The 20262-nt window shown below is 44.9% G+C and carries 20 protein-coding genes; 15 read left to right on the plus strand and 5 right to left on the minus strand.

What is annotated here, in order from left to right; all coding sequences use genetic code 11:
* The first annotated feature begins 232 nt into the window (after positions 1–232).
* The 12 genes from LAY57_RS23305 to LAY57_RS23360 all read left to right on the plus strand — a co-directional run bounded on the left by LAY57_RS23305 (position 233) and on the right by LAY57_RS23360 (position 11368).
* Entirely contained in the window at positions 233–1348 is a 1116-nt protein-coding gene (locus LAY57_RS23305) for an aromatic ring-hydroxylating oxygenase subunit alpha (protein ID WP_249069468.1), read from the plus strand.
* 291 nt (positions 1349–1639) lie between these two features.
* Positions 1640–2455, plus strand: coding sequence for a squalene/phytoene synthase family protein (locus tag LAY57_RS23310; protein ID WP_249069469.1), 816 nt, complete (start codon positions 1640–1642; stop codon positions 2453–2455).
* Between the two features lie 177 nt (positions 2456–2632).
* Positions 2633–4069 (plus strand): hopanoid biosynthesis associated radical SAM protein HpnJ, encoded by a 1437-nt coding sequence (gene hpnJ / locus LAY57_RS23315; RefSeq protein ID WP_249069470.1) that lies wholly within the window; start codon positions 2633–2635, stop codon positions 4067–4069.
* Between the two features lie 320 nt (positions 4070–4389).
* Positions 4390–5610 carry a bacteriohopanetetrol glucosamine biosynthesis glycosyltransferase HpnI gene (gene hpnI / locus LAY57_RS23320; protein ID WP_249069471.1) on the plus strand — a complete coding sequence of 407 codons (1221 nt, stop codon included), beginning with the start codon at positions 4390–4392 and terminating at the stop codon, positions 5608–5610.
* 99 nt (positions 5611–5709) lie between these two features.
* Entirely contained in the window at positions 5710–6243 is a 534-nt protein-coding gene (locus tag LAY57_RS23325) for a DUF29 domain-containing protein (RefSeq protein ID WP_338022471.1), read from the plus strand.
* Between the two features lie 30 nt (positions 6244–6273).
* A complete protein-coding gene (locus LAY57_RS23330; RefSeq protein ID WP_249069472.1) occupies positions 6274–6741 on the plus strand; it encodes a DUF29 domain-containing protein in 468 nt (155 codons plus the stop codon).
* Between the two features lie 54 nt (positions 6742–6795).
* Entirely contained in the window at positions 6796–7482 is a 687-nt protein-coding gene (locus LAY57_RS23335; protein ID WP_249069473.1) for an iron-sulfur binding domain-containing protein, read from the plus strand.
* A 47-nt stretch (positions 7483–7529) separates the two neighbouring features.
* Complete coding sequence (gene psb28 / locus LAY57_RS23340) at positions 7530–7865, plus strand: photosystem II reaction center protein Psb28 (RefSeq protein WP_249069478.1); 336 nt, start codon at positions 7530–7532, stop codon at positions 7863–7865.
* A gap of 143 nt (positions 7866–8008) precedes the next feature.
* Positions 8009–8527: a MogA/MoaB family molybdenum cofactor biosynthesis protein gene (locus LAY57_RS23345; RefSeq protein ID WP_249069481.1), complete on the plus strand. Its 519-nt coding sequence runs from the start codon at positions 8009–8011 to the stop codon at positions 8525–8527.
* Positions 8528–8567: 40 nt separating this feature from the next.
* On the plus strand, positions 8568–9290 hold the full coding sequence (locus LAY57_RS23350; protein WP_249069482.1) for a YdcF family protein: 723 nt from the start codon (positions 8568–8570) through the stop codon (positions 9288–9290).
* Positions 9291–9313: 23 nt separating this feature from the next.
* Positions 9314–10261 carry a glycosyltransferase family A protein gene (locus LAY57_RS23355; protein WP_249069484.1) on the plus strand — a complete coding sequence of 316 codons (948 nt, stop codon included), beginning with the start codon at positions 9314–9316 and terminating at the stop codon, positions 10259–10261.
* 75 nt (positions 10262–10336) lie between these two features.
* Complete coding sequence (locus LAY57_RS23360; protein ID WP_249069486.1) at positions 10337–11368, plus strand: hypothetical protein; 1032 nt, start codon at positions 10337–10339, stop codon at positions 11366–11368.
* A 16-nt stretch (positions 11369–11384) separates the two neighbouring features.
* Here LAY57_RS23360 and LAY57_RS23365 read toward each other — a convergent pair whose 3' ends face one another.
* Positions 11385–13919: a single-stranded-DNA-specific exonuclease RecJ gene (locus LAY57_RS23365; RefSeq protein WP_249069490.1), complete on the minus strand. Its 2535-nt coding sequence runs from the start codon at positions 13917–13919 to the stop codon at positions 11385–11387.
* The gene (locus tag LAY57_RS23370; protein WP_249069493.1) at positions 13909–14580 is read right to left on the minus strand and encodes a GNAT family N-acetyltransferase; all 672 of its coding nucleotides are present in this window, start codon (positions 14578–14580) and stop codon (positions 13909–13911) included. Before LAY57_RS23370 ends, LAY57_RS23365 begins: the two co-directional genes overlap by 11 nt.
* Before the next feature lie 236 nt (positions 14581–14816).
* On the opposite strand from LAY57_RS23370, the gene LAY57_RS23375 reads away from it, so the two are divergent.
* From LAY57_RS23375 to LAY57_RS23385, 3 genes are read left to right on the plus strand one after another with little or no spacing between them, the layout of a single operon-like run.
* The gene (locus LAY57_RS23375; RefSeq protein WP_249069502.1) at positions 14817–15488 is read left to right on the plus strand and encodes a Uma2 family endonuclease; all 672 of its coding nucleotides are present in this window, start codon (positions 14817–14819) and stop codon (positions 15486–15488) included.
* Entirely contained in the window at positions 15463–15660 is a 198-nt protein-coding gene (locus tag LAY57_RS23380) for a hypothetical protein (protein WP_249069503.1), read from the plus strand. The genes LAY57_RS23375 and LAY57_RS23380 overlap by 26 nt, the downstream gene beginning before the upstream one ends.
* Positions 15657–15824: a hypothetical protein gene (locus LAY57_RS23385; RefSeq protein ID WP_249069504.1), complete on the plus strand. Its 168-nt coding sequence runs from the start codon at positions 15657–15659 to the stop codon at positions 15822–15824. Before LAY57_RS23380 ends, LAY57_RS23385 begins: the two co-directional genes overlap by 4 nt.
* Before the next feature lie 310 nt (positions 15825–16134).
* Here the strand turns inward: LAY57_RS23385 and LAY57_RS23390 are convergent, their stop codons facing one another.
* The 3 genes from LAY57_RS23390 to LAY57_RS23400 form a co-directional block, all read right to left on the minus strand.
* Positions 16135–16515 (minus strand): hypothetical protein, encoded by a 381-nt coding sequence (locus LAY57_RS23390; RefSeq protein WP_249069505.1) that lies wholly within the window; start codon positions 16513–16515, stop codon positions 16135–16137.
* A gap of 149 nt (positions 16516–16664) precedes the next feature.
* On the minus strand, positions 16665–17564 hold the full coding sequence (locus LAY57_RS23395; RefSeq protein ID WP_249069506.1) for an Rpn family recombination-promoting nuclease/putative transposase: 900 nt from the start codon (positions 17562–17564) through the stop codon (positions 16665–16667).
* Positions 17565–17949: 385 nt separating this feature from the next.
* Positions 17950–20160 (minus strand): phosphoketolase family protein, encoded by a 2211-nt coding sequence (locus LAY57_RS23400; protein WP_249069507.1) that lies wholly within the window; start codon positions 20158–20160, stop codon positions 17950–17952.
* Between the last annotated feature and the right edge of the window lie 102 nt (positions 20161–20262).

A 20262-nucleotide genomic window follows, 5' to 3' on the forward strand; every position in this document is an offset into this window, starting at 1 on the left:
TTGTCCCCCTTGTCCCCCTTGTCCCCCTTGTCCCCCTTGTCCCCCTTGTCCCCCTTGTCCCCCTTGTCCCCCTTGTCTCCCTTGTCCTCCTTGTCCCCCTTGTCCCCCTTGTCCTCCTTGTCCCCCTTGTCCCCCTTGTCCTCCTTGTCCCCTACATCACCAACGGGTTTTGACCACACCCATTCATTTTACTGGACTGACGCCCTAGCAAATGTCTCGGTGGGATAATATTATGACCAAATTTCACAAAACGGCGTCAACTTTCCTCAAGGGCGCAAAGACCCTGCCAGGGAAATACTACACTTCAGAGGCAATCTTTCTTGAAGAGATCGATCGCATCTTCTACTCGCGCTGGTTATGTATCGGGCGGGTAGAGCAAATTCCCAACCCTGGTGACTATTTTATCCAGCAAGTTGGGCAGGAGAGTATTATCGTTGTGCGCGATCGCAATGGGGAAGTGCGATCGTTCTACAATATCTGTCGCCATCGCGGCACTCGTCTTTGTACCGAAGCACAAGGTAATTTCAACGGCAAAATCCTGTGTCCCTACCACGCTTGGGCTTATGGCTTGGATGGGCAGCTTGAAGTTGCACCGTTAATGAATGAATTAGATGACTTTAATCAGCAAGACTACCCGCTGCATAGCGTTTCTGTGGCAACCTGGTCAGGTTTTCTTTTCCTGAACCTCGCAGAGTCTCCCGAACCGTTTGCCACCGCTTTTGCGCCGATCCTGGACAAGTTTCCCCAGTGGCAGTTACCGAGATTGCGGGTGAGCGATCGCATTATCTACGATATCCAAGCTAACTGGAAGCTGATTTTCCAAAATTACTGCGAGTGCTATCATTGTCCGTCGCTTCACCCCGTCCTGGCTAAAATGTCTCCCTATCGCAGTGGCGAAAACGATTTGATTTCCGGCCTCTTCCTGGGTGGGTTTATGAAAATCAACCAAATTGGGGGTAGCATGACTCTGAGCGGTAACAGGTGCAGTCTGCCTTTGGGGAATATTTGTGGGGAAGATTTGCAGCGAGTTTATTATTATTCGATTTTCCCAAATATGCTGCTGAGTCTTCATCCCGATTATGTGATGGTTCACCGACTTTGGCCGCAAAGTCCCAACCGAACTCAGATTATCTGTGAATGGTTATTTGACCCGGATGCCATGAAACAACCAAGCTTTAATTCAAGGGACGCAGTGGAATTTTGGGATATTACCAACCGACAAGACTGGCAAGTGTGCGAATTGATGCAGACAGGCGTTTCCTCCCGCGCTTATACTCCAAGTCCCTATTCCAGCGCAGAAAGCCTACTGGCTGAATTCGATCGAGAATATCTCAAAGCGAGGGGCTAGGGGAGGGGGCAAAGGGGCTAGAAAAGTCAAAAGTCAAAAGTCAAAAGTCAAAAAGGGGCTAGAAAAGTCAAAAGTAAAGAAGAGATTGGGGCTAGGGGCTAGGGGCTAGGGGCTAGGGAAGAGGGGAAGAATTTTTTTGACTTTTGACTTTTGACTTTTCTAGCCCCTAATAGGTTTTGGGGGCATAACAGGCAGATTCCATCACGTGCCTCTTTGGTAACTGTACTCCTTGCAGCTGCGTAAATTTTCGGCATTAGTTTAAACTCCATACAGATTCAGAGGAGTGAACAGATGGATTTGCGTCGAGATGCCTTGGAGATTCTTAAACAAACCAGTCGGACTTTCTATATCCCCATAAGTCGTTTACCGCTGGAACTGCAAGCAGCGGTGGCATCAGCATATCTGTGTATGCGTGCGATCGATGAAATTGAAGACGATCCAGATTTGGATAACCCCACGAAGGCAAAATTGTTGCGGAATATTAGCCTGACTTTACAGGCAGGGGTTGATGGCTTCAAGGTTGATGACTTTTCGCTAGGATTGCATACCCACTATCCCCTACCGGAAGTGTCGATTCGGATTGGGGAATGGGCTGTACTGGCACCTGCAAGCATTGCGCCTCGCATTTGGGATGCGACGGCGGCAATGGCCGATCGCATGGCTTACTGGGCAATTAACAACTGGGCGATCCATACAGAGGCAGATCTCGATCGTTACACTTTTGGGGTGGCGGGTGCCGTGGGATTGTTACTGTCTGACTTATGGGCTTGGTACGATGGGACGCAGACGAACCGAACCCAGGCGATCGGCTTTGGGCGTGGTTTACAAGCTGTCAACATTTTGCGTAACCACAATGAGGATCTTTTGCGTGGGGTGGATTTCTATCCCGATGGCTGGACAGCAAACGATATGCAGTTGTATGCTCGTCGCAATCTTAAGCTTGCTGACGCCTACACGCGATCGCTTCCTTTAGGCCCAGCTTTGGGCTTTTGCCAAATTCCGCTCACCTTAGCCCATGCTACTCTCGACGTGATGGCTCATGGCGAGAAAAAACTCAGCCGCAGTGCTGTTATGGCGCTGATTTCCCAGGTAACAGGCTCTAAATAGTTTTGAGTTTGTAGGGGCGGGTTTTTTTGTGAGATCTGGTTTCCCACAGGTATATTCTGATAAACCCGCCCGTACTAAGTTTTGAGTTAAAAATTTCTTAATTCAAAACTCAAAACTTATCCAGAAATCTCCAGTTTGCCGATCGCTGACAGCTAACTATTAACAAAGGACTAACTTATGATGAAAACTTTGTTGCTCAACCCGCCCTCATTTGAAGGATTTGATGGAGGAGCTAGTTCTCGCTGGCCTGCAACTCGCGAGATAGAATCCTACTGGTATCCCGTCTGGCTAGGTTATCCCGCTGCAATGATTCCCGAAAGTCGGGTACTCGATGCGCCACCTCACGGAGTTTCGCCAGCAGAAACAGTCAAGATTGCCACTGAGTATGATTTTGTAGTTCTATTCACCAGCACGCCGGGATTCCAGAGTGATGTGCGATTGGCAGAGATGATGAAGGCAGCAAAGCCGTCATTGAAAATAGCTTTTGTTGGGCCTCACGTCACTACCCAACCGGAAGAAAGCTTGATGGCGTCGGAAGCGATCGACTTTGTTACCCACAAAGAGTTTGATTACACAGTCACAGAATTCGCTTCAGGATTGCCCCTCGAAGAGATCGAGGGTGTCAGTTTCCGCAAAGACGGCAAAATTGTCCATACCAAACAACGCTTGCCGATCGAAAATCTAGATGCGCTACCCTGGGTGACGCCTATCTACAAGCGCGACATAGACGTGACTCGCTACAACGTGCCCTTCCTTCTCCATCCTTACATCTCGTTTTACACCACGCGGGGCTGTCCTGCTAAGTGTACATTTTGTTTGTGGCCGCAGACGTTTGACGGTCATACCTGGCGACAGCGATCGGTCGATGATGTCGCTAAGGAAGTAAAACAAGCACTGGAACTGTTCCCAGATGTGAAAGAAATCTTCTTTGACGATGATACTTTCACGATCGGTAAACAGCGCGTACTAGCCCTGTGCGAAAAATTCAAACCCCTCAACTTTACCTGGTCTTGTACTTCGCGAGTTCATGTCGATCTGGAAACCTTAACAGCAATGCGGGCAGCTGGTTGTCGCCTATTTATTGTCGGGTTTGAATCGGGTAATCCTCAGATCCTCAAGAACATCAAGAAAGGAGCAACAGTTGAACAAGCTCGCGAGTTCATGAAAAACTGCAAAAAAGTTGGCATCGTCGTTCACGGCGACTTTATTCTTGGTTTGCCTGGAGAAACACCAGACACCATTCAGGAAACACTTCAATTTGCCAAAGAACTCGACTGCGAAACAATCCAAGTTTCCATTGCCCATGCCTTCCCCGGCACTGAACTTTATAACTATGTCGAAACCAACAATTTCTTGCGTTTAGATGTTGAGATGACCGATGAAACTGGTCATCAGCTACCTCACATTGAGTATCCAGGTTTGTCGCGATCTAAAATGATGGAAGCGGTCGAATACTTCTACGACCAGTACTACTTCCGTCCGCGCATCGTTGCCCGGATTGTTAAGAAAGCGATTTTCGATGCCAAGGAACGCCGTCGCCTCTACCAAGAAGCACGCGAGTATCTCAGCTTACGTAATAAGCGCAAGCAATTTGTCGCCAGTCAGCGGGGTTGAGATTTTAGATTTTGGATACTCTGATTGCTTTTTTTTATGTACCTCGTAGGGCTGTCAAAGCTTGATGTTGTGCCAGCGATCGCGATTAGCTAAACGATCGGTGTCATGGGGGCGCAATACGTTCTTCAACAAAATGTCACACCATCGCGATTGATTGGCACTATCTTTATTGGCATCCGCGTTGCTTTGTTCGCCTTCAACTTCGAGGTTCAGTAGTCAGCGGTCAGCGGTTAGCGCTAAGCGATCGGTGGAAATCAATGCAATTGACAACGAACCACTGACAACGGACAAAAAACAATAAACTACTAGATGAGTGCATTTTGGAATACTTTACCATCTTTAATCTCGATCGCGCCTCTTGGATGCCTCTAGTCATCGATTTGTTGCTGCTGCTGTTGTGCTTGTCGGCAATCTGCTATTACTGCTATGGGATTTATGCGGCGATCGAGTTTTTTTCACATCCAACGAAGATCGATCGCGACTTCCACCCACCCATCAGTATCCTAAAGCCGATTTGCGGGCTGGACATCGATACCTACGAAAACTTCGCCTCATTCTGCAAACAAGACTACCCGCAGTACCAAATCATTTTCGGCATCCAAGATGAAGGCGACCCTACTGTGGAAATGGTCAAGAAAATCATCTCCGACTTTCCAGAGATTGATATTTGTCTGATCGTAAGCGATCGCGCGATCGGCACTAATCTTAAAGTTAGCAATCTAGCCAACGCACAAGCCAAAGCCAAGTATTCCATCCTGCTACTTGCAGATAGCGATGTTCGGGTGGGGTCAAACTATTTGAGGCGAGTCATCCAGCCCATGCGCGACCCAGCAGTGGGTGTCGTCACCTGTTTGTACCGTCCTCTAGTTAGAGGGTGGGTGGCAATCCTGGAAGCGATCGGGATTTCTACAGAATATCATCCTAGCATTTTAGTGGCCAGGAAACTGGAGGGAATGAAGTTCGCCCTCGGCCCAACCATTGTCATCCGCCAAACCGTCCTGGAAGCAGTGGGAGGATTTCTGGCAATTGCCGATTATCTAGCGGACGATTTCCAACTGGGCTACCGAAGCGCCCAAGCAGGCTACAAAGTCGTGCTTTCCGACTATATTATCGATCATCTGATTACCACAGAAAAGTTTATTGATTTAATCGATCGTCAGACAAGATGGAATTGCTGCACGCGAGTTTCTCGACCTTGGGGCTATTTAGGACTAATCTTTACCTACGGTACAGTCACCAGCTCGTTATTTTTAATTGCCACAGGCGGGGCCATACTAGGTTGGGCTGCATTTGCACTAGTCTGGACAACCCGTTTTATAATGGCATGGATAGTAGGAGTCAATTGCCTCAATGACGGCATTACCAAAAAATTTCTCTGGCTAGTCCCTTTAGCCGACCACACCCGCTTCCTGCTTTGGTGTTATAGCTTTGTCGGAAACACATTCTCCTGGCGCGGTCGGAGACTCAAGCTGACAAAAAGCGGTAAGCTAGTCGTACTTTCTGACGATCCTGGAAATATAGCAATCCTAAATGACTTGTGATATCATATCCGGTGGCATCGGTTGTCTAAAAAAATAACTCTCTTATCTGTGTTCATCTGTGTTCATCTGTCTTCATCTGTGGTAAAAATTTAACCCTCGATGACAACAGACAATTTCTCGCATCACGCTTACGCTACCCATGCAACCGGACATGATATGACTCAAAATTTATCAGATATTGGAACTAAAACTTCCGAATTGTACGAAACAGATTTCTATGCTTGGACGCAAGAACAAGCAAAATTCCTCCAAGATAGGAAGTGGGATTTTTTGGATATCGCCAACTTGGTTGAGGAGATCGAATCTTTGGGGAAGCAACAGCGACAGGAATTAAGAAACCGTTTGGGCGTTTTGTTAGGACATCTACTTAAGTGGGAATTTCAGCCAAAGTTACGTTCTAAAAGTTGGATTGCCACAATTCGAGAGCAGCGCTGTCAAGTTTCTGATTTGCTTGCAGAAAGTCCTAGCTTGAAGCATTATTTAGCTGAAGCATTGGAGAAAGCCTATCAGTATGGGTTGGCTCTGGCTGTGCGCGAAACGTCTTTGGACTATGAAGATTTTCCGGCTGAATGTTCATATAGTTTAGAACAGGTATTAGATTCCCAATTTTTACCAGGCGCACAACTTGAGTAAATTTAAACAACTGAAGTAAGAGGCGATCGCATGACTGAAATATATCAGAAATTAAAACAAAATTCTAGACTTTATGAAACCGACTACTATGCTTGGACACAGCAGCAGGCAAAATTTATCCGAGATGGTATTTGGGATGATTTAGATATCTTAAACTTGGTTGAGGAGATCGAATCTTTGGGCAAGCAAGAGCGACAGGAATTGATAAACCGTTTGGGAGTTTTGTTAGGACATCTGCTGAAGTGGGAATTTCAGTCAGGGTTACGTTCTAAAAGTTGGTTTTCTACCATTCGCGAACAGCGTCGTCGCATTCATAGACTGCTTAAACAAAGCCCCAGTTTGAAGCCTTTTTTACCTGAAGCATTAGAGGAAAGTTACCAAGACGGACTCGACTTAGCTGTGCGAGAAACGTCTTTGAACTACGAATATTTTCCGGCTGAATGTCCTTATAGTTTAGAGCAGGTATTAGATTCCGAGTTTTTCCCAGGCGAAAAGTAAGATATAGCTCGGCTCGGAGGGGCTCCAGGAGAAAAGAAATAACAATGTTCTTATATGAACAAAAGCATAACAACTCCGCAAGAGCCATTAACTATTACCAAAGTAAGATGGTTTCGCAGACAACTAAAAAGTTGGGCTTCGGGAAATTTGCGTAATTTCCCTTGGCGCAAGACTCAAGATCCTTATGCGATTTTGGTGGCTGAATTCTTGTTGCAAAAAACGAATGCAGATACAGTCGCTCCAGTTTACCAGAGGTTTATGGAGCGATACCCTACTCTGAACGCTTTAGCTGCTGCGCCAGCGGAGGAGGTAGGCACTTTGTTGCAACCTTTGGGTCTTGCTTTCCGGGCCGATCGCCTGCGCTTGTCAACCCAGCTTATCCTGAAAAACTATAAGGGAAAAATCCCCAAAACAGAAGCCCAGCTGCTGAAATTGCCGGGAGTGGGAAAATATACGGCCCGATCGATCTGCGCCCACGCCTTCGGACAGCGCAAAGCAGTACTCGATAACAATGTTGCACGGATTTTAGAACGTTTTTTTGGATTTTGCGGCGGTCGGGTAAAATGGCGATCGCAAGAGCTACAGGAGGCCGCAGAACGGGCAGCACCCAAAACAAAGGTCGGAACGTGGAATTTGGCGCTATTGGACTTTGCGGCGGCAGTCTGCACCGCTAGGAACCCCCACTGCGGTGAATGTCCGCTGCAAGAACAATGTAAATATGCCGATCGAAGGAACATCTGATGAGAAGATGGTGAGAAACCCGTTATATAAGTTCAATCGCAATTATCATGGCTAAAATTCAGTTTTCTCAAGGTATCGATGAAGATGTTGTGCCCGATGTTCGACTGACTCGTTCGCCGGATGGCAGCAACGGCACGGCGACGTTCTATTTCCAAAATCCCAAGGCTTTAAGCAACAGCAGCACGGAAGACATTACCGGGATGTACCTGATTGATGAAGAAGGCGAACTGACTATACGGGATGTCAAAGCTAAATTTATCAATGGTAAGCCAGAAGCACTAGAAGTGTTTTATGGTATGAAGACCGCTGCTGAATGGGATCGGTTTATCCGCTTTATGAATCGCTATGCCGAAGATCATGGTTTAGGATTTACGAAGTCTTAATTGGCGCTCAGTCATCAAATAATTTCAGATTTGAGATTTGAGATTTGAGATTTAAAAACTTTACTTTTGAATTCACGATTCTAAATCTGAAATTTTAAATCTGAAATCTGAAATTACTCAATGACTAATGACAAAAAATATTTATGACTCATCTTCCTCATCCCGATCCAGCTAAAATAACTGTCAATTGCGCTATCATTACTGTCAGCGATACGCGCACTCCAGAAACCGATCGCAGCGGTCAGCTGATTAAACAGTTACTCCTCGACTCCGGTCACGCAGTGGGATATTACGCTATTCTGAAAGATGAACCAGCCCAAATTCAGGAACAGATGCAAAGCTTGGGCACTCGCCCAGATTTGCACGCTTTGATTTTCAACGGCGGCACTGGTATCGCGCCAAGAGATACGACTTACGATACTCTAGAAAAGCTGCTGGAAAAAACTCTGCCCGGTTTTGGGGAGTTGTTTCGCTGGCTGAGTTATCAGGAAATTGGTTCGCGGGCGATCGCATCTAGGGCAGTCGCTGGTATTTATAAAAATAAGCTGGTTTTCTCTGTCCCCGGTTCTACCAATGCGGTCAAACTCGCTGTACAACAACTGATTTTGCCAGAACTGGTTCATCTTGTCACCCAGCTTAACACCACATCGGCAGAACATTAAGGCAAAATGTAAAGAATGAGCCGCAGTCTCCCAAATTCTGATGCAGCCTAAAAAAAGACCAACCCAATTTAGCTCGCTTGTCTCAGTTCGCCAGTATTTATTATCCCTGATTCGCGATCGATTTCTTTTGGTAGGACTAAGCTGCTTATCCCTCACACTGGGAATTTGGCTCATAAATAATGGTATAATTTTGCAGAAAGCATCCCAGAAGCCAGTCGATGCCATTCTCGTATTAGGAGGCAGCATCACCAGAGAAATCTACGTCGCCGAGTTAGCAAAACAATATCCCCAAACCCCAATACTTATTTCTGGAGGCTCAAAAGATCCCTGCATTTTGCTCATTTTTAGACGTGCCAATGCGCCCATGCAAAATGTCTTGTTAGAAAAGTGTGCCGATTCCACTTTTGGCAACTTTTACTTCAGTCTGCCAATCCTTAGCCAATGGCAAGTTCATAAAGTTAAACTAATCACTTCTCCTACACATTTACCAAGAGCAAAGTGGATGGCTCAAATTATTTTAGGATCGCATGGAATTTGGGTAAAACCAGATATAGTTAAAGAGAACGGTATTCCCGGTAATCGCGAGTCATTCATCAAAACTGTATCGGGCTTAACTCGCAGTTTGTTCTGGGCTGTCCTCAGCCAATTTTATTCGCCCAAATGTTCGGAATCGATCGCGCTTTCCGACGTAGACTTAGAAGCTTCCCAGTTGCAAGGTTTCACCGTCAAACAGTGCGAACGCCAAGCTAATCTAAAATTGTAAATTGCAAGTTAGGATTGTGCAAAATGAAGGAAAAACTTATTCTCTCTATAGTCACTCCTACTACAGGAAAATATTCAGAATATTGGCTGCAACAGTTATTAAAAGTAAAGGGTAATGTAGAATTTGTTTTAGTTTATTACCCAAACATCCCAATCCGACCTGTAGATGACCCTAGAGTAAAAATTTTAACAAGCCCCTACAAAGGGGAGATGATGCAAAGGTTTGTGGGGTTGCTTAATGCTTCTGGCGAATATGTTCTGGCTTTAGATGATGATGACTTTGTACATCCCGATATCGAAAATTTGACAAGTGAATATTTTCAGAGATTTCCTGAAAGTTGGATTTTAAGATTAAAAAAAGAGAATATTGATTTTAAGGATGAGGAACGCATTAAAAAGGACTGGGGAGAAATTCCTGATGTTGCTCAACTAGATATCTGCAAGAAGACACCAGAAAATCCCTATCCTTATCAGCAAGGCAATTATACTGGATTGTTAGAAATTCCAGTTGTTCCTTTAGATAACCGATTTGATTTTCGATATGCAGTATTGCCTTTTACAAGCAGAAAAGATAATTTGGGATACCATTTTGAAAATTTCAATAATATCGTTTGGAAAAATGAGCTAGTTCAAAAAGCGCTAACCGATTTATCCCAGGCTACAAAAGTGTTGGGTGCCGTAACATGGATACCATCAACAGGTTTTGATAGGTTATTAGGTTTATTCGTGCAGGCTAAATTTTTTCAAAAGGATGCTATTATCGGTCATTGGATGCCAAAGCCAGAACAAATCCGATATATTGATAAGCCACCCGGATTGAAACCCCCCAGATTTCATGTGATTTCAGATGCACTTTTGGTTAAACAATATCCCCAGTATGGATATTTATGGAATCTGTTTCTCGAAAAGTTGTATGGTGTACCTAGAACGTTGGCAAAAACGGTCAAATGGAAGTTTTTGAAGAATCGATAAAAATGCGCTTTTCATTTTCATTTTAGGTCTATACCTCTCTGGACGCAAAGTTACCATAAATTTTTCGTAAGTACTATGACAGACAAACTACCACCAATTTATTTTTACCTTCCTCAATGCGAAGATCTGGCTGATAATATGCCAGATAGTGCTGAAACGTATATGCCTGGGTTATATCGAGACGGCGTATACGCCTGGACGCTACAAACTTATCTTCGCCTCAAAGCGGATGGCTTTCCATGTGAACTGGTAGGAACTATGCCAGCTGAAGGTATCGTCTTAGCGCATCGAGACTCTCTGCCGATCGATCTGCAACCAGGGCCAAAATTACTAATAGTTTGTCTGCTGGCAGACAAAGAGCAACACCCCTACGCGCAGTTTCATGTAGTCTTAAATCGTGAAGAGGAGATGCTCAAAAAATCAGGAACAATCTGGCAGAGCTATTATATGCCGCATTGGCGGCAACCAGGGTTAATTCCTCGCGATTCAGCACGCGGTGATAGATTTGAGAATGTTGCTTATTTTGGTCACGAAAGGAATCTAGCACCTGAACTGAAGGAACCTTCATGGCACGAGCAATTGAACGAGCTGGGTTTGCATTTTCAGGTGGTCGATCGGCTTCGCTGGAACGACTTCAGTGATGTTGATGCGATCCTAGCTGTGCGTAGTTTCAATAACCAAGATTACACCTCGAAACCCGCTACAAAGCTGTTTAATTCTTGGCACGCTGGTGTACCGGCAATTCTAGGTCGCGAGACTTCATTCCAAACTGAACGCCAAAGCGAACTAGACTACATTGAGGTGACTTCGTTGAATGACGTGCTAGCCGTTTTGAAGCGCCTTCGCGATGATAAAGAGTGGCGTCATGCTATGGTAGAAAATGGTTTTCGCCGCGCTGAGGAAACGCAGCCTGAGATGGTAGTTAAACGGTGGCGCAGCTTTATAACGGAGATAGCAGTTCCAGCCTACGAACGCTGGTGTAACGCATCGAATTGGACTCGGCAAAGTCTTTTGCAGCGCCAATTCATATCCTTAAAAATCATTCGCATGAAAAATAGGCTGCACTCATGGAAAAGGCAGATCAAAGGTGCTTTGAGTTACCGTTAGATTCATCCTCATAATCCTAATCATTTTGAGAAAAAGTGGTTTGATAAGCTACCGATCGAATGGTGGAAAGGGGAATTTCATAGAAATACTGGCGACGGAATAGTTCTTCTCGCACTGCGGCTAAAAATTGCTCGATGTCGCGGGAGATTTCTGCATCCAAATTCGGCGTTTCTAATTCTGGATGTTTGGTAATTTGATAGTATCCGTCGCCGTTTTTAACCTGAAAACCCAATTTAGTTAATGTTTGTAATCCCAACTGCAAGCAAGCATCGCCAATACCCAGCTTTTGTTGTAGTTGAGCTTGTGTAGCTGTTTTACCAGTACGACTGAGATATTTGGCAATTCCTACTAGCTGTTGCCAAATCTGACTTGGTGGGACTGGTTGTGGGGGTGGATAGGCGATCGCTAATTTCTGTTTTGTCTGCAAAGCTCGCCGAAACCACAATTGCAAATCATCCCAGTTGGTTGGACATTCTCTAATTATTAGGGTTTGGCGATCGACCATTGGCTCTAGGTGATTCTCCTCTGCTCCTCTGCTCCTCTGCTCCTCTGCTCCCCCGCTCCCCCGCTCCCCCGCTCCCCCGCTCCTCTGCTCCTCTGCTTGATTTCGCCAGTCTAAAATCCAATCTGTTTGAGTCAACCAGTGCTGGATAGGGGCGAGATTTGACAGGAGAGATCGGACTGCAATGACGCGCACTTCGTAGCGTTTTTTGTAGGTGTTGAAGTCGAGTTCCACAATTGCATCGCATCGTCCTTGAGGAATTTCTTCTTTGTAGTGTCCCCACCAAATACCGGGAAACCCTATTTGGGCAGAATCATCGCAAATTTGAAACTCGGTTTTAATATATGAAACCTTCTTTCCACCGGCATCCTGAATATTGCGATTCCAGATATTTTCAAACCAGCAATCTTTAATCAGCAATTGCGGAACTGGATTGCCCATACCGCAGGGTTCCAATAATTTCAGTTCCCGGAACAAATTTATCCCTAATTCCGCTACTGTCACAGTTAAATCTACTGATATTATTCGCGAGCCTAATTTATTGTCATCCGCCCCTATTTGTTGCCGCAGTCGTTGATTTATCGCTTCTGTAAATAAGGGAATATTCTCAACCGGCATACTCAAACCAGCTGCGAAAGGATGACCGCCAAAGCGATGTAAAAGATGTGCTTGATCGCTCACCAATTGATAAAGATCGATTTGATTTACAGAACGGGCAGAACCCCTTGCCAAAGGGGAGTGGGGGAGGGGGGGAGTGGGGGAGTGGGGGAAGGAATAATTATCTTCCTCTGCTCCTCTGCCCCTCTGCTCCTCTGCCCCTCTGCTTTCCTGCTCTTCTGCTTCTTCTAGAGTTAGTAAAATTGTGGGGCGACCCGTTTTTTGGGCGATTTGGCCTGCGACTAAACCCAAAACGCCCACAGGCCAACCTATTTCTGTAAGTATAATAACGCCAGTTGTTGATAAGTCTAATTCTGTTAATTTTTGGGCAGCTTGCTGTTCCACATCTTTTTGTAATGACTTGCGGCGGGCGTTCGCTAATTCGGTTTCGCGAGCTAACTTTTCAACGTGCTTGATATCGCGACTGGTCAGCAATTCTACGCAGAAACGTGCATCCCCTTTAATACGGCTGACTGCGTTAATTCGGGGGCCAATTCCGAAGGAAATATCGGTGGGCCGATCGCCACTTTTCTTGCAATATTCCAGTAACCTCCCTACACCAGGACGCCGCCTCATTGCTGGTGATTTCTGTGAATCTTCTTGCAGTTTTTCTATTCCCAATTGTGCTAAGTAGCGACAATCACCGCTCAATTTCACTAGATCTGCAATTAACCCAATTGCTACTAAATCCCATAAATCCTCTAAAGGTTGTTTGGGAATATCCGGCAAAGTTTCATAAAGTGCCTCTACCAACTTGTAAGCAACAGCGACTCCCGAAAGATTAAATAGCTGGTGTTCTGGCGATAAATTGCGGGGGTTGATAATAGCAGTAACTGCTAGACGTTCTGGCAGTAGCGTATGATGATCGGTGACAATTACATCGATTCCCAATTGCTTTGCCAATTCAATTTCGCTTATATTCGTACTGCCCGTGTCGCAAGTAACTATCAGTTTTACTCGTTGTTGGGCTAGAGCTTCAATTCCTTGGTAATTCAGTCCGTGGGATTCGGTTAACCGATTGGGAATGTGATATAATAAGTTGGTATTTTGAGTAAAAAATTGCCCCAATCCATCCCACAAAACAGCGGTTGATGTGATACCATCCGCGTCAAAATCTCCCCAAATTGCCACAATTTCGCCAGCATTTCTGGCTTGCTGCAATCTTTCGATCGCCCACCACATTTCCTGACCGAATGCAAATGGACTCGCCGGTTTGAACAGGACAGGGTTCAAAAATCCTGCTAGCTGTTCGGGCTCGCGAATTCCCCGCTGCCATAGCAGTTGGGCAGCATAATGTCCAGAAGTGCCAGCGTGCTGTCTAACTTCTTGAATGAACCACTCTGGCGGTTGAATTGTTGGCTGAATTTGCCATTGAAGTTGGTCATTTGTCATTTGTCATTGGCTCGTCGCTTGATGGTGTTGGGGTTTCTGTTACCATTACTTTGGTAGCGGCTTCGCTGACAATTTCTTGGGGTTTGGCGGTAGGACGGCGACGCGATCGCTTATATGCAGCTCTCTCAACTTTTTCGCGCTCGTAGGCAATCAATCTACCATAATAATCGTGTTTGCTCAAGTTCATGGATAAGAAAATGTGCTGACGAGTATTGCCAAAACCTTTGCGGCTAAAAAATTTGACTGCTGGGATATTAGCAGGATCGGTATCTACCAACATGAAACGCACGCCATCTTCGATCATCCGTTCCACCAGTTTATCAACCAGCTTGTCGCCTACACCTCGACGTTGAAAGTTAGGGTTGACTCCTAGCCAGATAATGTATCCGTAAGTCCAGGATGGCTTGCTGATGATAGTTCCCAAGATAAAACCTGCCAGTCGATCGTCTATTTCCGCAACCAGACAGTATTCGGGGTCGGTATTGTAAAGTCCGATCACCTCCCATTCATCCCAGGTTCGATATAAATAGGGGTACAAATCGCTGGTAAATACATCTTCCCCCAAGTGGTACACAGGTGCAAGGTCATCAATTTCCATGTTGCGGACATAAACGGAGTGATTGCTGGGCGATGGCCCATCATCTCTATCAAAGTTCGTCATAACTGAGATGTTGTTAGTTTTTTTATCACTTACCTAAACTTATAATAGATTACCTAAGATGCGATCGCATTGGCAGCAAGATAATGGGCGAATGTGGTTCTAACTCGTGCGATCGCCATTCTTGGTAGAGCTTGAACTGTTTCATCAAACAAATAGTGTTAGACTGGAACTGTATTGCTATATCGCTCAGTTTGACTCCCCTATTTGGCCTACTATCCTAGCCTGCTTCACCAATTATGACTACCGTAAGTTCATCCACCATTAGTCTATTAGATAATACCCCAATTATCCAATGGCAACCCGCTACATGGGAAGATTATATAGCTGCCTGCGAAGATCGAACTTTGGAGTCAGCCAGGATATTTTTTTATGAAGGCTATCTTTTGATTGACATGGGTAACGAAGGAATTAATCACGCTAGATTCAACGCTCTGCTTACACTGGTGTTTGGCTTTTGGTTTACTAGCAAAGGAGGACAAGCTTTTGACGACCTCGGCGGTTGCGTAATTGAGAAGCCAAAGGTGGGTGGAGGTGCGCCCGATCGAGTTTTATATATCGGTGAAGGTTTTCCCCAATGGCAAGAAGGGGAACCGCGTCGAATTAATCTAGATAATTGGCGAGTACCGGATTTAGTGTGTGAAATTGCCGATACGACTTTGGCAAACGATTTAGATGAAAAGAAACGATTGTATGCGGCTTTAAAAATTCCCGAATATTGGGTTGTAGATATTAAAGGTGAAAGGGTATTGGCATTTCGGTTGCAAGAGAATGGCAAATATCGGGAATGCGAATTTTCAGGAGTTCTTGAGGGTTTGCCAATTTCTTTGTTATCGGAAACTTTGAAAATTTTGAGTCAAGGAAATGGGATGGCGGCGATGTGGTTTGCACAACAAATTGCTGCTTTGTAGTGAATTTAGGAACGAGGGATATGCTGTTCTAAGCTTGCACGTTACGCGATCGCACTTGGGATTGAGGGATGAGAGTGCGATCGCTTTTGGGATGGCATTGCTGGGGGTAATATTGGAAGCTAAAATGAGGGTGAGACGAATTATCAATCAATTGGAAGAGTTAGGATTATGACACAACCATCATTGACTGAAAAGCAACTGGCAAAACTAGAAGAAATTGCCGAACTTGTAAAAGAGGGTGAAGATACGTTTATAAAATTGGATGAAATGTCAACGGCGATCGCGCAGAAGTGGCGATCGCGGCGTGAAGCTAAAGAAGGGGTAGCCCGGAAATAGTGGGTAGTATGATTGGAAAAGGATGGTGCGATAATGCGGGTCTTCCGTACTTAGTGTGCCAAACGATTAGTTTTTTTGTGTCCTACGCGCAAAGCTTGGCAGGGATTTCAAGGTGATTGCCCATCCGCAGCAAGTTGCCATAACCAAGCTTTGGGTGTAAATAACTTAACGCCTTACGTAGCAAAGCCTTGAGGATAAATTTAAGTTAACTTAGCACACTAAGTACGGAAGAGCCGTATAACCCAGGCAGGGGCATCACCTAAGCTTAATGCACTAACTCGATCGCACTTTTCAACCGCATTTCATACACCTATCCACGTTGCTGTCTCAACTCTTCAATCAAATCTCGCACCGCTTCTAACGTCCGTTGTGCCATATATAAAGCACCTTCACTAGCTTGTGCAGAACGTCGCGTTGCCTCCATCACATCAGGCAAATTGCGGCTAAACTCGCGATAAGCCCTAGCTTGGTCACTAAACGCACCTGCTAAACTACGGATACTATCAGCTTGCTGTTTGGCAGTTTCAGCTTGCTGTTTGGCATTTTCAGCTTGCTGTTTGGCAGTTTCAGCTTGCTGTTGGCTAATTGTTTTAAGTTCAGCGAATTCAGCCATTGTTTGCGCGTGCATTTCCCGTTGCTGTTCCGCCAGTCGCGCTACCCGTTCATCAATATTATCTGATTCTGCGGTCATACTTTTTCCTCAATAATAGCGATCGCTCTCTTATCTTAATTATTACTTGCCCCTACCTAGTATAACCCAGGTAGGGGCATCACCTCAAGCCTTAATGCACTAACTCGATCGCACCTTTCGTCAACGCTTCCGCAGTCAATCCATAAGCGCTAAATACGTCTCTCCAACCATTTTTCCAAATCTGCCAAATTCTTAAAGTCTAATAAATCTTCTGCTAAATTTTCCAAATCTTGAATAGATAGGTTTTCAATTTGGCTGGTTATTACTGCTGAAATTTCTCCAAAACGCTTTTTCAGTAAACGCATAACTAGAGCGATCGCTTCCGTGACCCGCCCTTCTTCTTTAGCATAAGTCAGCCGCCCTCGCTCATCTTGTAACATCATCGCTCGCCGTTCTACTAATTCTAATTCTTCTACTGTCATGTTCGCTTGGTTGGCCATATTTAACGCTAGTTCTATCTCACTGACTTCTCCTAATCTCTCTGGTATTTCATCCAAAGTGACTGCTTCCTTAATAAAATAAATCCACCGATCGCTTAAACTCGTTAACTCTGATAAACTTTTCTTAAATTTCGGCAATTCTATAAATATTAGCTGCAATTCAGGATCGGGATAGGCAAATTTTCTTGTTTTCTCCTGAAACACAAATTGAGTGATTACGTCGGGAGTTTGGTTAAACAATATAAAATCCACGATCGTCACGCCAATTACTGGGGTGAGACTGAAATAGTCTTCGCCAATCCCTAACTGATTTGTATAAGCTTTACCCACATTATAAATCACCCTTTTGCTGAAAGCACTCACTCGCGCTATTTGCATTTCTATGAGGACAATTGAGCCATCGGCTAAAATGGCTTTTACATCTAAATAAGTTTCTTTTAAGCTGAGAACTTGACCGGGATTATATGGGTTGATAATGGTTAACGATTGAATCACTTTCTCGCCTGAATAAATAATCGCATTGAGAAAGCTGATTAAGATCTCTTGGCTTTGTGAGGAACCGAAGATTTTTTTAAAGGCATAATCGACCTTGGGACTGATAAATCTCATTTTTTTCTCCCTTTTTAGCCTGGTAACGGTTAGCAAAAATTTGATTATCTATTCTTGTGAACTATGAGGATAATTTTATTGTAACGAAATCGCTTACGGTATGCCCTCACGATTCACTTACCCCTCATATCGTGTCTGGTTACATCGGTTTTGTATAATAGGGCGGGTTTTGTCATCAGGCGATCTGTTGGAATCAAAGCTGATCGTCTAAACCCGCCCCTACAATTATACAATTTCTTTACTACCCTCTCCTCGCAGGAGAGGGGCAGGGGCAAGGGGGAGAGGTCAATTCTTAATAGACATCTCCAGAAATTAAACGTGCGTTGCCTAGAACCATTGTAGAGAGCGTTGATAGAAACGTCTCTACAATGTTTTTTGGAGATGTCTAATGCACTAACTCGATCGCACGTTTTGTCAACGCTTCAGCAGTCAATCCATTAAACGCCATCAACTCACCAGCAGAAGCAGTTGTTTCCCCACGTTTCCATGCGAAAGTATCGCGTTTGGCGTTACTTCTCAACATAATTGGTTCCAACATTCCACTCGCGCCACCAGTAACACCAATTAGCGCATCGCCACCAAATATCTCTGCGAATTTTGCATCATCCAAAAATACACCATCAGGTTCAGAACAAGTATCCCAAGCAACATCATTAGGACGATACAAACGGCGAGGATTGATAACAGAAACTATCTTTACCCCAATACCTTCAGTTTCCAAGAAAGCTGCTGCTTCAAATACAGGAATTAGCGTCATATCGCCAACAACTGCAAACACAACTTTCTTACCACCAGCAACTTCATGCAATACGATCGCACCATCTTCTAACCCTTGACGATTTTGTTCAAAAGTGGTACGAATTGGCAATGGTGACTTGCTGGCAGTAATCACAATTCCCTTATTCTTTGTTGTCAATGCCCAGTCATAACAAACTTGGATGCTGTTAGCATCGGGTGGGAATAATGGGAAGACATTGCCATTTCGCATCATCGCCGCAAAATATGCTTCAACTTCCGGTCGTTGGTGCGTCCAACCGTTGCGTCCTTGCTCTAAAGCGCCTGCCGTATATAAAGTAATAGTGGCAGGAGTAGGACGGCGCAATTCTGCCATTGCTTGCGTGACAGTTTGCCAAATTGGTAATCCGTTGATGGCAAAAGATTCGTAGGAACACCACAAACTTCTCGCACCCATCAGGGATAAACCAACAGCTAATCCTGCACAAGCATCTTCACTCAATGGTTCGTAAACTTGTCCGTTTGGCGATTGATTGTAAAGGTCGTCGGTGGTAGGGTGAATAATCTTTAATGCCTGGTTGATATTGGCAATTCCAGATGCTTCGTTACCGTCGGCGTTGGTAACTAAAAAAGTGCGATCGCATTCTCCCACTTTCCCAACTAATCTCCCCATTGCTGTTGTTGAAACCTTCGGATCTCCACCTACAGCATATTCTTCCAAAGGCAATTCACCTAATTCTGGCAACGGTAATTGAAATTCTGTCACGACAGTTTTCGCAGCGGGGCCACCACCAGCTTTTTCGCAATTTGTCCGCACCAATTGCCAAGCTGACGCTGATAAAGCACGTCCTTTCAACGCATTTATAATGTGCGGCGCATCTAAAGTATCTTTGGGATAAAGATTGTGAGATTTTGCTCCCCGTGCGTGAACTCCCGCACCTTTCAATTGTTTGATGATAAATGCCGTGAGTTTGCCGCTAAGTGCAGATTTCGCTGCTTTGTCAATACCAGCTAACACCGCTTTGGTGAAAGCGAGGCGCTGTTCAAAAGAGAAAGCGGTGCTATCAACATAATCGCCAGGTTGGTTTTTATCGTCAAAGTCTTTAGCATTCACTAAGATAACTTCTTCAAAACCATTACCGTGCCAATAAGCAAGCATTTCCTCATTGGTTTTGGTGGAAACCATGCTATGATGTTCCTGACTGTAACCATTCCAAACCAACACAGGCAAAAAGTTAGTTGCGCTGGGATAAGCGGTGTGGAAATGTGCCATACTGCTCATCACATAAGGTTCACCAAAACCGCCATCACCGACTGTGAAGGGGAAAAGTTTGTCTTTGTGCAATAAAGCAGCTGCCATTGCAAAGTGCTGACCTTGACCGAGCGGGCCAGCAGGTGCGAGAATACCGGGGATGTAGCCGGAAAGGTGGCCCAAAAGTCCGTGCTTTTCCCGATAGCGATCGCGCAATTGCTGCACAGTAGAAATACCCATGTCCTCCAAAGAGCGATCGAGGAACATCGCACTATAAAAACCAGGGGCGTGGTGTCCAACTTCTGTGATAATATTCTTATATCCCAGCATCACCAAAGCAGCATAAGCTTCCGCTTGGCTGGCAAAACCGCCTGGGTGTCCAGAAGCTTTACTTCCTGTCACTTGCAGAGTAAGATAGCGCAGAGCATCTGCAACCAGCAAAGTTTGGTAGACAGCAGCTTGGTCAGTCGGGTCAGAAATTCCTACACTGCCCTCTGCGATCGCAGATTTCGCACCATACGTCTCAAAATGTGGTAGCGCTTCGCCAAAGTATTGAATACCTTCGCAAAAATCCGGGATTGATGTTGCTTTTGGAGTTGTTGCAGTCATGAGTTCCTTAAAGTGTATGAGGAGACAGTACGTGCTGAATGAATTTAACAAAAATTTTACAACTATTAGTTGTCAAAATTTATTAATTGTATGTAAGACAAA

It is taken from the genome of Argonema antarcticum A004/B2 (assembly GCF_023333585.1).
GTDB classification, from domain to species: domain Bacteria; phylum Cyanobacteriota; class Cyanobacteriia; order Cyanobacteriales; family Aerosakkonemataceae; genus Argonema; species Argonema antarcticum.